Raw genomic sequence first — 14,832 nt, 5'->3', positions numbered from 1 at the left:
CGGTTGATACTCATCGGCGCAAGGGCACCTCTAAAAACGCTGGCAACTGAGCAGGTGAATGCAGCTCACGCGGTTAATGACCGTCCGTCAGTGGTGACCGACAAGTCATTACCGATCGTGGCGTGTAAACTGCGAGCCGAACCTGCGCTGCGCATCACCTGTACCGCCATCGCCCTGCCTTTAGAGGTGCTCCTGAAACCTGCAGTCAGCCTACGGCGAGCGCAAAACCGACCGTATCTTGACCGGAACGCCTATTCCGGTCAATACGGCAAAATAGCCGTTCATAAGCCACGGTGACTTTGATTTCTCTGGCCTGGAGCCGATTCAAACAAACGTTTGTATTGGACGCTGCAAGTGGTGTAGATATAATGCGCCACCCAGAGAGAAAGGTGGTCTATCGATTGTCCTGTTCTGCGCCCTGCGCGGGAATTCATGGATGCGACACCAAACCTCCAATTAGAAAAAAAACTGTTGAGCCTTGAGTAGGAGATAGCCTGTGGAACGCGAATACATGGAATTCGACGTGGTCATCGTCGGTGCCGGCCCCGCTGGTTTGTCAGCCGCCTGCCGCTTGAAGCAGAAGGCCGCCGAAGCCGGTAAGGAAATCAGCGTCTGCGTGGTCGAAAAAGGCTCCGAAGTCGGTGCTCACATTCTTTCCGGTGCGGTATTCGAACCCCGCGCCCTGAACGAACTGTTCCCGGATTGGAAAGAACTCGGCGCGCCGTTGCATACGCCCGTCACCCGCGACGATATCTTCGTGTTGAAAAACGCCGAGAGCGCGCAAAAAATTCCTGACTTCTTTGTGCCCAAGACCATGCACAACGAAGGCAACTACATCATTTCGCTGGGCAACCTGTGCCGCTGGCTGGCACAACAGGCGGAAAACCTCGGCGTTGAAATCTACCCGGGCTTCGCCGCTCAGGAAGCGCTGTTCGACGAGAACGGCGTGGTCCGCGGGATCATCACCGGCGATCTCGGGGTTGACCGCGAAGGTCATCCGAAAGAAGGCCTGTACACGCCAGGCATGGAATTGCGCGGCAAGTACACGCTGTTCGCCGAGGGCTGCCGCGGACACATCGGCAAGCAATTGATCAAGCGCTTCAACCTCGACAGCGACGCCGACGCCCAGCACTACGGCATCGGCCTGAAAGAGATCTGGGACATCGACCCGGCCAAGCATCAGCCAGGCCTGGTTGTGCACACCGCCGGTTGGCCGATGGACATCATGGGCAGCGAAAACACCGGCGGCTCGTTCCTCTATCACCTGGAAAACAATCAGGTCGTGGTTGGCCTGATCATCGATCTTTCCTACAGCAACACCTTCCTGTCGCCGTTCGACGAATTCCAGCGCCTCAAGCATCACCCGGTGCTCAAGCAGTACCTGGAAGGCGGCAAACGCGTCAGCTACGGCGCCCGCGCGATCTGCAAAGGTGGCCTGAATTCGCTGCCGAAAATGGTCTTCAAGGGCGGCGCGTTGATCGGCTGCGACCTCGGTACCCTGAACTTCGCCAAGATCAAAGGCAGCCACACGGCGATGAAGTCCGGCATGCTCGCCGCTGAATCCGTGGCCGAGGCACTGTTCGCCGAGAAAGACGGCACCGAAGAACTGACCACTTACGTCGACGCGTTCAAGAAGAGCTGGCTCTACGACGAATTGTTCGCCAGCCGCAACTTCGGGCCGGCGATCCACAAATATGGCGCCATTGTCGGCGGCGGTTTCAACTGGCTCGACCAGAACATCTTCGGCGGCAAGCTGCCGTTCACCTTGCACGACAACAAGCCGGATTATGCGTGCCTGAAACTCGCGGCGGACTGCAAGAAGATCGACTACCCGAAACCGGATGGCAAGATCAGCTTCGACAAACTCAGCTCGGTGTTCATCTCCGGTACCAACCATGAAGAAGAACAACCCTGCCACCTGAAGCTGACCGACCCGAGCATCCCGATCGGCAAAAACCTGCCACTCTACGATGAGCCTGCGCAGCGCTATTGCCCGGCCGGCGTGTACGAAGTGATCACCAAGGAGGACGGCGAGAAGCGCTTCCAGATCAACGCCCAGAACTGCGTTCACTGCAAGACCTGCGACATCAAGGACCCTGCACAGAACATCACCTGGGTGGCACCGGAAGGTGCTGGCGGCCCGACTTACCCGAACATGTAACTTGAACGCCTGAACATCAAGGCTCCCGAAACGGGGGCCTTTTTGTTGCCCGGGATTCAGACGACACACTCTTTGTAGGAGCCGGCTTGCTGGCGATAGCGTCCGCCCAGATAATCAGATGTCGACTGACCTAACGCAATCGCCAGCAAGCCGGCTCCTACAAGTAATTACCGTGAATCAGGCCGCGCGCTCACCCCCCGGGCTGCGCTCGAAGTAACGCTTGTACTCGCGGCTGAACTGCGACGTACTTTGATACCCGACCCGATGAGCAACCTGCGCCACACCCAGCCCCTCCGCGACCAGCAAGGTCTGCGCCTTGAGCAAGCGCAATCGTTTCAAATACTGCACCGGTGACAACAACGTACTGCGCTTGAAATGCTCATGAAAGGTCGAGGCACTCATGTTGGCGCAACTGGCCAGGGTTTCGACGTTCAACGGTTCGGTGTAATGCGCGTGCAGATGATTCAGTGACGCAGCGATTCGCGCGAACTGCCCTTGCTGCTCCACCAGCGCCCGTAACACATCGGCTTGCGGCCCGCGTAACGCCACGAACAGCAATTCGCGCAAACGAGCCTGCCCCATGATCTGGCATTCCAGTGGATCGTGCAGACAGCGCAAGAGCCTCTCGACGCAACCGCGCATCGCATCATCGAGCACGGCCGAGGTCATCGACTCGGGGGTTTGCGCCTGGATATTTCTACCCGGCGCCAGGCCCATGGCCAATACCAGCTCACCGAGCAGCACGCGATCGATCGCGATGGAAACGCCCAACATAGGGCCATCTGGCGCGGCAAACGTTTCGCACTCGAAAGGCACCGGCAGCGCCTGAATCAGATAATGCCCGGCACCGTATTCCAGCGTCCGCGGGCCCAGATACGCCAGTTTGCTGCCTTGGGCGATGATCACCAGGCTTGGCTCGTAGATCTGCGGCCCCCGCGCAACATCGCAACTGGCACGCAGTACCTGCACGCCTGGCAACGCGGTCGGTGCGAAGCCGTCGCGCGTGGTCAGCGGCTGGACCAATGACACCAACGTGGCGTTGGCGTCGAGATGACGGGTCAACAACATGGAAAACCCTGCACGGAAAAAATCAAGGAAAAAGGCATGAAAGCATCATCGCAGGTCTGACGCTCAATGCGACCAATCGAAGGCACATCCCGGAGGATTAGGCATGACTGCCGTAGGAATCGTCATGGCCGACACCGGGGCTGGGCGCCCAGACTTCACAGCCTCACTTGTCACTGCATTTGCGAGGTTCACTATGTACACCGCCATCGGCTACGCCGCCCAGTCAGCAACCACTCCCCTCGCCCCGATGAAATTCGAACGTCGCAGCCCGCGCGCCGACGACGTGGCGATCGACATTCTTTACTGTGGCGTTTGCCATTCCGACATCCACCAGGCCCGCAACGAGTGGGGCATTGCTGTTTATCCGCTGATGCCGGGTCACGAGATCGTAGGCAAAGTTACCGCAGTCGGTGCGAACGTCACCCAACACAAAATCGGCGACCTGGTCGGTGTGGGCTGCATGGTCGACTCGTGCCGCAGCTGCGAAGCCTGCCAGTCAAACCTCGAGCAATACTGCCTCGAAGGTCCGACCATGACCTACGCCACCCCGGACCGCGTGGACGGCAGCAACACCATGGGCGGGTATTCCGACAGCATCGTGGTCAGCGAGCATTTTGTCGTACGCATCCCGGAGAAGCTTGACCTGGCCAGCGCCGCGCCGATTCTCTGCGCCGGTATCACCACCTATTCGCCGCTCAAGCATTACGGCGTCAAGGCCGGTGACAAGGTCGGCATCCTCGGCATGGGCGGCCTCGGCCACATGGGCATCAAGTTCGCCAAAGCCATGGGCGCGGAAGTGACGTTGTTCACTCGCTCGGCAAGCAAGGCTGAGGAAGGCCGTCGCCAAGGTGCGGATCACGTCATCGTGTCCACCGATGCTGAACAGATGAAAGCCGCCGCCGGACATTTCGATTTCCTGCTCGACACCATTCCGGTGCAACACGACCTCAATCCCTACCTGGATACGCTGCGTTTCGACGGCGTGCACATCCTGGTCGGCCTGATTGAACCGGTTGAGCCACCGGTACATGCCGGCAAGCTGGTGATGAGCCGTCGCGTATTGGCCGGCTCGCTGATCGGCGGAATCGCGGAAACCCAGGAAGTGCTGGATTTCTGCGCCGAGCACGACATCACCTGCGACATCGAAATGCTCGACATCCGTCAGATCAACGAAGCCTACACCCGCATGATTGCCGGTGACGTGAAGTACCGCTTCGTGATCGACATGGCGACCCTGAAAGCCTGATCCTTCAAGCTATCTTCAGCCCCAGCTCCGCCGAGAGCCGGGCTGTGACCCCTTTGATCAGGGGAATCAGCTCGGCCATTTTTTCCAGCGGCATGTACGGTACGGTGCTGGCGATGCTGATGCCGGCGACGATGCGTTTGCTGGCATCGCGAATCGGCGCCGCCACACAGCGGATCGACGGCTCGTTGTCTTCCAGGTCAAAGGCGTAACCACCCGCGACATACTCGACCATGCGCTGCTGAAACTGCTCCCAGGATTGTTCAGGGTGCAGCGGCCAGAACTGATTTTTCCCACCCGCCGGCAGGCTGACTTCGTACAGTCGCTGCCACTCTTGCCGGGTGTCATCCAGCATTAACGCTTTGCCGATCCCGGTGCGCGCCAGCGGCATGCGATGGCCGACCCGCGAGCGCATTTCCGGGCCATTGCGCCCCGGATTTTTGTGCAGGTAAAGCACCTCGTCGCCTTCACGAATCGCCAAGTGAATGGTGTCGCCGGTCAACGCCGACAGCTCATCCAGATACGGAGCAGCGAGGGTAACCAGCGGCAATTCTTCACGCGCCTGAAAACCCAACTCGATCAGCTTCGGCCCCAGCAGATAGCCGACCTGCGGCACCACGCGTAAATAGCGTTCGTCCACCAGGCAACTGGCCAGACGATGGGTAGTGCTGCGCGTGGTGCCGATCAGCCGGGCGATTTCCTTGAGATCGCGGGCGCCACTGGCCACGGCCTGAACCACACCGAGACCGCGAAGCAATGTCTGGGTGCCAGTCGGAGCGGCGTCCTTGGCGATTTTTGGGGCGTCTTCCTGCATATCCAGCCTTTACCGTTGAGCAAGTGAACGGGCGGCATTATGGTCGCCCGACGGCTGCGACTACAACTTGATCCGCTCGACCTTGCCCACCAGTAACACGTAGGAAAGTGCACCGATCAATGCGAGAACCGAGATGTAGGTGATCGCCGGCGCGAACGAGTCTCCGGTGGCGAGAAAACCGATGACGATTGGCGTGGTGATCGCTGACAGGTTACCGATGAAGTTGAACACGCCACCGGTCAGCCCCAGCAACCGCGCCGGTGCCAAGGTGGACACCAGCGACCAGGTGATCGATGCCAGGCCGTTGCCGAAAAATGCCAACGCCAGGAATGCAATCACCAGCGGCGTCGAGTCAACAAAGTTGGCGCCGATGATCGAGGTCGAAATCAGCAGGCCGCCGATGATCGGCAGTTTGCGCGCGAAACCCACGGTGTAGCCGCGCCGGATCAAAAAATCGGAAAAGAAACCCGAGCACAGCACACCGACGAAGGCCGCGAGAAACGGCAGCGACGCCAGCAGGCCGGACTTGATGAAATCCATGCCACGGTATTTCACCAGGTAGGTCGGGAACCACGTCAGGAAAAACCACAAGGTCGAATTGAGGCAGAACTGGCCGAGGTAGATGCCCCAGAGTTTGCGTTTGGTCAGCACAATGCCGAGATCGGTCCAGCTGAACTTGGCTTTGACCTTGGCCTGTTCGGCCTGGATGTCCACTAACCCGCCACCTTCGCGGATCAGCTCGATTTCGGCGTCATTGACACCCTTGAAATCCCGTGGCTCGCGATACACCGCGTACCAGATCACCGCCCAGAGAATGCCCACCGCACCGGTGCTGACGAACACCATGTGCCAGCCATACTGATGCTGCAGCCAGGCCAGCACCGGCGTCAGAAATGCCAGACCGACAAATTGTCCCGAGGTGTAGAAACCGATCGCCGTGGCGCGTTCGCGCTCCGGAAACCAGGTGGTGACCACGCGGCTGTTGATCGGGTACGCCGGCGCTTCGAGCGCACCAACGGCCATGCGCAGCACGAACAACGCGATGAAACTGGCGGCGAAGCCGAGCATCACCGTGGCGATCGACCACAGCAGCAGCGCGACGCTGTAGAGAATACGTGGCGGCACGCGGTCCACCAGCCAGCCGCCGGGGATCTGCATGGCGGCGTAGGTCCAGCCGAACGCGGAGAAGATCAGGCCGACGTGGATCGGGTCGATTCCCAGTTCGCTGGTCAGCGCCGGGGCGGCAATCGACAGGTTGCTGCGGTCCAGGTAGTTGATGACCACGGTGATGAACAACAGCACCATGATGAAAAATCGCTTGCGGCTGGGCGCCACCAACGACGCCTGCCCGGTGAGGGTTTGCGGTTGCATGGGGTGTGCCTCTTTTTATGTTTATTGAGGTCGGATTAAAAATGGAATGCTGCCGATCTCCTTGTCCATGAAGATCAAACTGTGGGAGCCAGCCTGCTGGCGATGGCGGTGTGTCAGTCACCGTAAGCGCTGGATGTGTCGACGAAATCGCCAGCAGGCTGGCTCCCACAGGGGTTTGTGTGGAGTCAGAAAGGACTCACCACTCGGCAAAACTGCCATCGGCATGGCGCCAGATCGGGTTGCGCCAGCGGTGGCCGACGGCCGCGCGTTCGATCACATATTCCTCGTTGATCTCGATTCCCAGCCCTGGGCCGTTCGGAATCTTCACGAAGCCTTTGTCGTAATCGAACACCCGCGGATCCTTGACGTAATCCAGCAGGTCGTTGCTCTCGTTGTAGTGAATGCCCAGGCTCTGTTCCTGAATAAACGCGTTGTAGCAAACCGCATCCAGTTGCAGGCACGCAGCCAACGCAATCGGGCCCAGCGGGCAGTGCAGCGCCAGCGCCACGTCGTAGGCTTCGGCCATGTTGGCAATCTTGCGCGTCTCGGTAATACCGCCAGCGTGGGAGGCATCCGGCTGAATGATGTCGACGTAACCTTCGCTGAGCACGCGCTTGAAATCCCAGCGCGAGAACAAGCGTTCGCCGAGGGCAATCGGTGTGCTGGTCAACGGTGCAAGTTCTTTCAACGCTTCGTAGTTTTCGCTGAGCACCGGTTCTTCGATAAACATCAGTTTGTACGGGTCGAGTTCCTTCATCAGCACCTTAGCCATCGGCTTGTGCACGCGACCATGGAAGTCCACACCGATACCGACATTCGGCCCGACCGCATCACGAACGGCAGCAACGTTGGCCAGTGCAAGGTCGACTTTTTCGAAAGAATCAAGGAACTGCAGCTCTTCGGTGCCGTTCATCTTTACCGCGGTGAAACCGCGTTCGACGGCCTCTTTCGCGGCGCGTGCGGTGTCCGCCGGGCGGTCGCCGCCGATCCACGAATACACGCGAATCTTGTCACGCACCTGGCCACCTAGCAGATCACTGACCGACACACCCAAGGCCTTGCCCTTGATGTCCCACAACGCTTGGTCGATACCGGCCAGCGCGCTCATGTGAATCGCGCCGCCTCGGTAGAAGCCGCCGCGGTAAAGCACGGTCCAGATGTCTTCGATGTTGCGTGGGTCTTTGCCGATCAGGTAGTCGGACAATTCCTCAACGGCTGCGGCGACAGTGTGCGCGCGGCCTTCAACCACGGGCTCGCCCCAACCGGTCACGCCCTCGTCGGTTTCGACCTTGAGGAAGCACCAGCGCGGTGGAACGATGAAGGTGGTCAGTTTGGTGATTTTCATCTCGTGCCTCTTATAAATGCAGTTCTTGTTAGATACAGCGCTAGCAGCGCTTGAAGATTCTTAACGAAGCGCTTTCCAGGCCGCCACGTAGGCTTCGGCATTGGTCGCCACTTGCTCAGGCGTCATGCCGGGTTTGAACAGGCCGGATCCAAGGCCAAAGCCTTTGACGCCCGCGTCGATGAACACCTGCATGTTGTCCGGGGTGATGCCGCCGACCGGCGCCAGAATCGTTCCGGCCGGCAGTACCGCGAGCCAGGCTTTGACGACGGCCGGGCTCATCTGCTCGGCAGGAAACAGCTTCAGGATGTCCGCGCCTTCGGCCAACGCGGCGAAGGCTTCGGTCGGCGTCGCGACACCTGGCGACAGGTAGAGCCCTGCCGCTTTCGCTGCGCGTAAAACCTTGGCATCGCTGTGGGGCATGACGATCACCTGGCCCCCCGCTGCTTTCACTTGCTCGACGTGTTCCGGGGTCAGGACCGTGCCCGCGCCGATCAGGCAATCGGCAGGCAACGTACTGCGCAGGATGCGGATACTTTCGTACGGCTCAGGGGAATTGAGCGGCACCTCGATGACGCGAAATCCGGCGGCATACAGGACTTCTCCGATAGCCGCGGCTTCTTGTGGCCGCAGGCCGCGCAGGATCGCGATCAGACCGTTTTGCGCCAGTGCTTGTTTAAGCATGTCAGACCTCCATTCAGGTTTAACGGGATGGATGTGCTGCGACCAGTCCGGCGGCCAGCGCCAACTGCCACAACCCGCGTTCGGTGGCTTGCTCGGCCAGCGTCACGCGAGCGAAACCGCAGGCGTCGAGCGCCCGGCTGTAACGACTGCACAATTGGGCGTTGCCGATCAGAATGATCGAAGGCAGGTGCACGGTTTTGCGGCGCCGACGCTGAACGTTGGCCAACGCCGCCAGCTCATGACCGATCAGCAGGCCGGACAGGTAATCCGGTTGCGCACCAGCACTGAGTTCACCGGTCAAACCAAGGCTGCGAGCGCTGAACACCGTCGATAGCGGACCGATTTCACCGTCCGCCGACAAGGCTGTTTGCACACCGCGATCGAATGCGTCGCCGTCGAAAGAGGCACCGCGCTGCTGGGTGCGCCCGAGGATGCTGTGTTCGCTGAGGACGGCGAAGATTTCGCCGGTCATGAAGGTATCGAAATGCACGATGCGGCCATCAATCACTTCGACCCATTTCGAATGACTGCCTGGCAGGCCGATCAACAGATCGGCGCCCGCCTCGGCCGGCAAATTCTGCAGAACTCCGAGCACCTGAGTCTCTTCGCCGCGCATCACATTCGGCAGCGTCGAACGCTGAATCACACCCGGCACGATGTGCACATCGACACCGCGCAGACTGCGAACTGTTTGTAGGGAGTTTCCGAGATTGGCGACGTTCGCCGGCGTGTCGCAGTAGGCGGCTTCGCGCCAGCCTTGAGCGCTGCCGACCATGCCGCAGGCAATCACCGGCAGCTCCGGCTGCGCGTCGAGCCAGTCACCGCACGCTTCATCGAACGCCAGTTCAAAACCGTCAGCGCACAGCTGACCGTTGATGACTCGCGCCGTCTCTGGTAGCTGCATGATCCCCGAAGACAGCGAACGCTGTTCGAGCACCTGGCCACCCTCGGCGAGTTTGTAAGCACGTAATGAGGTCGTCCCCCAATCGAGCGCGATCAATTGCGCCAGCATCGTTCACCTGTTTTGTTTTTTGGACAGTGAGTGAGCTGGACTATAAACCTGGGAGGTACAAAATCTCAATATGTAATTTGGCGTCTCATAATATGGGATAGATTCAATGCATGCCTACCTAGTGCTTATCCGGGTTGCAAGTCTTTAATGAAGATGACGCGCAGTCCTCCATTCGGGCGGGCTCCTACCCCATAGCTATTACTGTCTTGATCCGCTAACCGGGCTCAGGAGTCCATGACCTCTGATGATGGTGTACGCCGCCCGGAGCGGGCGTTTGCTCCAGCCCTGAACCAGGCCGCTATGGGAACGGGCACTGCACAAAACCGATATCCGAACCCCGAGTGTGAACGCGTGGTTATCTTTCGATTGCGCGAACTAAATCGCCAGTGGGAACACGCATAACGTTCGAAAAATAGGTCTTGTAGGTAGTGGAGTGAGACCGAAAGATGCAGGAAATATACTTATCACTTGCGATCCAATGCTTCAGCGCCTCGCCTTCAGGAAAAATCTCCGCCCCTTTTTCTCCAGTTGATTCCCTGAAAATGACACGAGCCTGATATTTTTTTTCAGAAGCATCTTCAATGCGCTCGACGAAACCATACCCAGAGCGCTTTATTTGGTGGGCTACCGAAAAGTCGAGATCTTTTCCTACAGAGCAGATCAACCCCTGCCCGATGTGCGACTTGAATAACTCCAGAATTTCTACATCCGAAGTAAAACGAACTTGATATATGCCTGTACCCTCCAACTCCGCAATATCAGAATACGTCAATGTTGCAATTGGTTTGCCATGGTTCAAAGAACAGGAAGTACACAGCACGATTAACCCAAATAAAGAAAATCGTAACATCAAGCATTACCCCTAAACAAATTCAATATAGATTCATTCAAAATCTGGCGAGCTGTTTTTCCATTATTTAAAGGTCGAAGATACATGATATTAGCATCCGCATGATTCACATCTACTCGCCCCATCACATCGGGCCCCGTGGTAATTTCCCACTGCTCACCAAATTCCGCAACACCATCCGATGCATTGGGTTTTAGTGGCGCGGCGCGGATATTTACCCAGTACTTTGCCTTCGGCTTAGGTTGCAATCTGTATATATTTGAAATCCCCCAAACGATCGCACCTTCGCCAACGGGATCAATGGTCAACAGCATTCGTACGGTATAACCTTTATCCGTTAAAACAGCCGAGAGATGAGCGCCATTCCAAGCCCCAAGGCTATGTCCGATAATGTATACCGCTGTTGAACAGCCTGGTATCTTCCTTAGCACTTTTTCGTTCAAGTCTTTTTCGCTGACAAAGTCATTATAGCTGAGGGGCCACGACTCAAACTTACCCACTGGAAACTTCAAAACTCTCGCATCGTCCATGAAAATCTGACGAATATCATCGACATTATTATTAGGACCACTAAAGTAATAGCTTTGCTGATCCCCCGCACCACCAATAAAAAAGACTACAAAATCTCGAAGAGCAATTGCCACTTGTTTATTAGACTGATCCGTCTTGCACGTGAGTGTGTGGGTCCTCGCTTCTCTCTTGGTATGAGGAGTTTCAGTCGGCGCACTGACTTCGGTCAATTCCATCACTCCACAAACAATTTGATGGTTTCAGCCAGGTGCGAACTGACCGTATGCGTAAATCCAAACGCATCGGTTACACCGTGTTCCTCACTGCCATCACCTCGTATAATGGTGTAGGCGTGATAGGGTACAGGGTCTCCAGTCGCCTCATTCGTCACTTGCAATCTGTCGGTAAAATGCACCGGCATCGGCAACAGCCCACTAAACGTTGCCCCTCCACCACTCTGCCCAATAATAACCGTCCCCGACCCACCGACCACGACATTGCCGTGCCCTCCGGTGCTATCAAGCATCGCGGCATTCAGGCCGTTGATAAATACGGTGCCGGAGACGGCGCCCGTGATAGGGCTGCCGCAGGCCGATGTATCGGTCATGCGGGCGGCGGCGAGGCCGTCGAAGAAGACGTCGGGCGAGCCAGAGACAATCGGGTTAGTGCCATGGCCTGGCAATGGGCATGCTGTCGGGTCAGTGACGCGGGCAGCGGGTTTTCCACTCAATTTAAAGCTCCTTGCTTCAGAGGTTCCGGGGGCGGTAGGCAGATGTCGATGTCGGTCGCGCAGAAGCGCCAGCGGTTGTCGACGGGGTCGAACAGCGCATGGCGATGCTCGCGACTTTTTCCTTGCGGGGTGGATTGCAGTTGTCCCCAGGCTTGGTCGGCATGCCAGGCCAATTCCGCGGGCGAGACATCGTCGAGTTGGTTGAGCCAAGTGTTGTAGCTGATCAACTGATGACGCTCGTAGGCGGTTTGCAACAGGTCGGCCATCTGCGGGCCGAGATCCAGATGATGCTCAGACGTCCAATGGCCAATCTGGGAGTAGACGTACCAGCCCATCGGCGACAGCGTACCTTTGTGCATTAACGATTGACCGGCCGGGGCGACAAAGCCGCAGCACACGTGCAACGCCAGCCAGCCTTGATGCGCTGCCAGAAACGGATTCGGATCGAAGGTGCACAGGGGTATTACGCGGTAGGCCTCAAACCCCGCGCCGCGCGCCATCAACTCGGCGTCCAGCCGCGAAACAAAAGCGCGAATGGCTTTGCCGCCCATGCGGTTTGTGATGCAGAGAATGTCTACCGCCTGGCGGTGCGGGTTGTCGCTCGAGCCTAGGTTTTTTACCAGCCCGTAGAGACGCATTGTCGCCCGTAATCCGCTCATCGCCGATCAATCGGTAACGGGGCGAAGGCTCCACGGGCATGGAGAATTTTTGCCAGAGGCATTGCAGGTGTCATCCATGAGCGCGCGAAAAGTGCGCGCCTATAGTGCCGAGCCAGCGCCTTGCCGACAATCAAATAAACATTTGCTTGCCATAATTCATCATTGGCCCTGGGCGAACTCGCGCAAAACCTTGCCATCCATCCGATACCGCACCCACTCTTCCTGCGGGCGTGCGCCGATGGATTCGTAGAAGTCGATCGCCGGTTTGTTCCAGTCCAGCACGCTCCATTCGAAACGGCCGCAGTCGTTGGCGCAGGCGATTTTTGCTAGGTGGCGCAACAGGGTCTTGCCTGCACCGCCTCCGCGTTGTTCGGGGGTGATGTAGAGGTCTTCGAGGTACAGGCAATTGCTGCCGAGCCAGGTGGAATAACTGAAGAAGAATACGGCGAAGCCGATGGGCTGGCCGTCGCGCAGGCAGATCAGACCGTGGGCGGTGGCGCCTTCGCTGAAGAGGCTGCGCTCGATGTCGGCGACGCTGGCGATGACTTCGTGACGGGCACGTTCGTAGTCGGCCAGTTCGGTAATGAACCCGAGGATCTGCGGCGCATCGCTGGGAGTCGCCGGGCGGATTTCGATGGTCATGGACATGCCTTGTTCGATAAGTTGAAAACGCCATACTAAGTCGGCACACGCCACTCGTCACACTGGAAATTCACAGCCGGGCCCAAGGAGCATGTGTAGCAGCTGGTGGAGTATCTGTAGCAGCTGGCGAAGCCTGCGTTCGGCTGTGCAGCAGTCGTGAAATCAGGCGTTGCGGTGTTACAGGTGAACCGTGTACGCAGGTTTTTCACGACTGCTGCGCAGCCGAACGCAGGCTGCGCCAGCTGCTACAAGGTAGAGTCGCTGCCAAAAAATGTTTTCACTGAACAGGATGTCTATGACCATTGATGCCTTTGCACCGTTGCAGCTGCTGGCGGTACAACTGCTGCCCCATGCGCTGGAACCTTCCGAAGACGGCGCGCACGATCTGTCTCATCTGCAACGGGTGTGGCACAACGTGCGCACGCTTCATGCTGAAGAAGGTGGCGACCTTGACGTGTTGCTGGCGGCGGTGCTTTTGCATGATTGCGTAGCGGTGGAGAAGAACTCGCCGTTGCGTTCACAGGCGTCACGTTTGGCCGCCGAGAAAGCGTCTGCCGTGTTGGTCACCCTGGCGTGGCCTAGCATGAAAATCAGCGCTGTCGCCCACGCCATTCACGCACACAGCTTTTCCGCCGACATCGCCCCCCTCACCCTGGAAGCGAAGATCATGCAGGACGCCGACCGCCTCGACTCCCTCGGCATGCTCGGCGTGGCCCGCACCTTTTACATCGCCGGACGCATGGGCAGCGCGTTGTACGACCCGCAGGACCCAGAAGCAAAAGCGCGTGATTACGATGACAAACGTTTTTGCCTCGATCACTTCCAGACCAAGTTGCTGCACCTGGCGGACGGTTTCCAGACGACCACCGGCCAGCGCCTCGCGCGCATCCGACATGAGCGTTTGAAGGGTTTCATGGAGCTGTTCAAAGAAGAAATCGGCCTCCCCTGAGCGCATTACTCCGCCCCGCGCTTACCCTGGCATCGATAACCTCGCAACTAACAATGTCGATGCGCGTGATAGACAGAGGAATAGCACCGTTACCGGGTCAAGGAACTGCCTCATGTCTACCGCTACGTCCCACGTCTCAAGCAGGCTGTTCAGCCTGTTTTGTCTCGCCAGTTATTTGCTGTCGTTGTCCTACGGCTCGACGTTTTTGTTGTCTCTGTTGATCGGTTCACGGGGCGGCAACGAACACGATGCCGGCAGTGTGATTTCGGCGGCGATGCTCAGTACGTTTGCGGCGGTGATTGTCTCCGGTCACCTGTCGGATCTGCTCGGCGCGGCGCGTTCGATTGCGCTATTTGGCATGCTGTTGGTGGCAGCCAGTCTGGGCTTCGCGATGACGCCTGGATTCGGCAATCTGTTGCTGTTTTTCGGACTGTTGCTGGGACTGGGCTGGGGCGTGTTTTACACCTTGGGCCCGATTATCGTCGCGAGCCTGGTAACGCCCGCCCAACGCGCAAAGTACTTCGCGCTGCTGTCGGGCAGCATGATGACCGGGATCGGCAGCGGTCCGTTGTTGGGCCGCGCGGCTGCTGCGCTGGGCTATCCGATAACTGCAGCGTTTTACCTTGCGGCGTTGGCCAGTCTGATCGGCGTGTTGCTGTTCTGGCGGCTCGATGCTCAGTTGAAAAAAGCGCCCTCGCCTGTGCCCGCCGTTGCGCGCATTTCCTGGCGCGCCACTGTTCAGGTGCTGTCGTCCAAAGCGCTGTTTCCGATCATCATGGTCGGCCTCGGCGGGTGCG

At 58.2% G+C, this 14,832-nt stretch carries 15 protein-coding genes; 4 read left to right on the top strand and 11 right to left on the bottom strand.

Going from position 1 to position 14,832, the window contains the following annotated elements; genetic code table 11:
- Positions 1 to 496: 496 nt before the first annotated feature.
- The gene (locus DU29_RS0104435; protein WP_028620626.1) at positions 497 to 2,161 is read left to right on the top strand and encodes an electron transfer flavoprotein-ubiquinone oxidoreductase; all 1,665 of its coding nucleotides are present in this window, start codon (positions 497 to 499) and stop codon (positions 2,159 to 2,161) included.
- 177 nt (positions 2,162 to 2,338) lie between these two features.
- Here the strand turns inward: DU29_RS0104435 and DU29_RS0104430 are convergent, their stop codons facing one another.
- Positions 2,339 to 3,229 (bottom strand): AraC family transcriptional regulator, encoded by an 891-nt coding sequence (locus DU29_RS0104430; protein ID WP_028620625.1) that lies wholly within the window; start codon positions 3,227 to 3,229, stop codon positions 2,339 to 2,341.
- Positions 3,230 to 3,422: 193 nt separating this feature from the next.
- On the opposite strand from DU29_RS0104430, the gene DU29_RS0104425 reads away from it, so the two are divergent.
- A complete protein-coding gene (locus DU29_RS0104425; RefSeq protein WP_028620624.1) occupies positions 3,423 to 4,475 on the top strand; it encodes an NAD(P)-dependent alcohol dehydrogenase in 1,053 nt (350 codons plus the stop codon).
- A 4-nt stretch (positions 4,476 to 4,479) separates the two neighbouring features.
- Here DU29_RS0104425 and DU29_RS0104420 read toward each other — a convergent pair whose 3' ends face one another.
- The 10 genes from DU29_RS0104420 to DU29_RS0104375 all read right to left on the bottom strand — a co-directional run bounded on the left by DU29_RS0104420 (position 4,480) and on the right by DU29_RS0104375 (position 13,086).
- Positions 4,480 to 5,286 (bottom strand): IclR family transcriptional regulator, encoded by an 807-nt coding sequence (locus tag DU29_RS0104420; protein ID WP_028620623.1) that lies wholly within the window; start codon positions 5,284 to 5,286, stop codon positions 4,480 to 4,482.
- 60 nt (positions 5,287 to 5,346) lie between these two features.
- Entirely contained in the window at positions 5,347 to 6,657 is a 1,311-nt protein-coding gene (locus tag DU29_RS0104415; RefSeq protein ID WP_028620622.1) for an MFS transporter, read from the bottom strand.
- Positions 6,658 to 6,853: 196 nt separating this feature from the next.
- Positions 6,854 to 8,002 carry a galactonate dehydratase gene (gene dgoD / locus DU29_RS0104410; RefSeq protein WP_008152275.1) on the bottom strand — a complete coding sequence of 383 codons (1,149 nt, stop codon included), beginning with the start codon at positions 8,000 to 8,002 and terminating at the stop codon, positions 6,854 to 6,856.
- 60 nt (positions 8,003 to 8,062) lie between these two features.
- A complete protein-coding gene (locus DU29_RS0104405; protein WP_028620621.1) occupies positions 8,063 to 8,683 on the bottom strand; it encodes a 2-dehydro-3-deoxy-6-phosphogalactonate aldolase in 621 nt (206 codons plus the stop codon).
- A gap of 19 nt (positions 8,684 to 8,702) precedes the next feature.
- On the bottom strand, positions 8,703 to 9,695 hold the full coding sequence (locus tag DU29_RS0104400; RefSeq protein ID WP_028620620.1) for a 2-dehydro-3-deoxygalactonokinase: 993 nt from the start codon (positions 9,693 to 9,695) through the stop codon (positions 8,703 to 8,705).
- A gap of 355 nt (positions 9,696 to 10,050) precedes the next feature.
- A complete protein-coding gene (locus DU29_RS1000000132965; protein WP_028620619.1) occupies positions 10,051 to 10,545 on the bottom strand; it encodes a hypothetical protein in 495 nt (164 codons plus the stop codon).
- A complete protein-coding gene (locus DU29_RS0104390) occupies positions 10,545 to 11,285 on the bottom strand; it encodes an alpha/beta hydrolase (RefSeq protein WP_236645573.1) in 741 nt (246 codons plus the stop codon). The genes DU29_RS1000000132965 and DU29_RS0104390 overlap by 1 nt, the downstream gene beginning before the upstream one ends.
- A 5-nt stretch (positions 11,286 to 11,290) precedes the next feature.
- Positions 11,291 to 11,785: a PAAR domain-containing protein gene (locus DU29_RS0104385; protein WP_028620617.1), complete on the bottom strand. Its 495-nt coding sequence runs from the start codon at positions 11,783 to 11,785 to the stop codon at positions 11,291 to 11,293.
- Positions 11,782 to 12,444: a hypothetical protein gene (locus DU29_RS0104380; protein WP_028620616.1), complete on the bottom strand. Its 663-nt coding sequence runs from the start codon at positions 12,442 to 12,444 to the stop codon at positions 11,782 to 11,784. Before DU29_RS0104380 ends, DU29_RS0104385 begins: the two co-directional genes overlap by 4 nt.
- A gap of 159 nt (positions 12,445 to 12,603) precedes the next feature.
- On the bottom strand, positions 12,604 to 13,086 hold the full coding sequence (locus DU29_RS0104375; RefSeq protein WP_028620615.1) for a GNAT family N-acetyltransferase: 483 nt from the start codon (positions 13,084 to 13,086) through the stop codon (positions 12,604 to 12,606).
- 295 nt (positions 13,087 to 13,381) lie between these two features.
- On the opposite strand from DU29_RS0104375, the gene DU29_RS0104370 reads away from it, so the two are divergent.
- Both DU29_RS0104370 and DU29_RS0104365 read left to right on the top strand, forming a co-directional pair.
- Complete coding sequence (locus tag DU29_RS0104370) at positions 13,382 to 14,035, top strand: HD domain-containing protein (RefSeq protein WP_028620614.1); 654 nt, start codon at positions 13,382 to 13,384, stop codon at positions 14,033 to 14,035.
- Positions 14,036 to 14,147: 112 nt separating this feature from the next.
- Positions 14,148 to 14,832, top strand: a 685-nt coding sequence (locus tag DU29_RS0104365; RefSeq protein ID WP_033050292.1) for an MFS transporter, incomplete at its 3' end; no start/stop codon positions are given.

The sequence above is a fragment of the Pseudomonas sp. Ant30-3 genome, from assembly GCF_000690905.1.
Classification (GTDB): Bacteria; Pseudomonadota; Gammaproteobacteria; order Pseudomonadales; family Pseudomonadaceae; genus Aquipseudomonas.
This window is presented reverse-complemented; position numbering and strand designations above follow the sequence as displayed.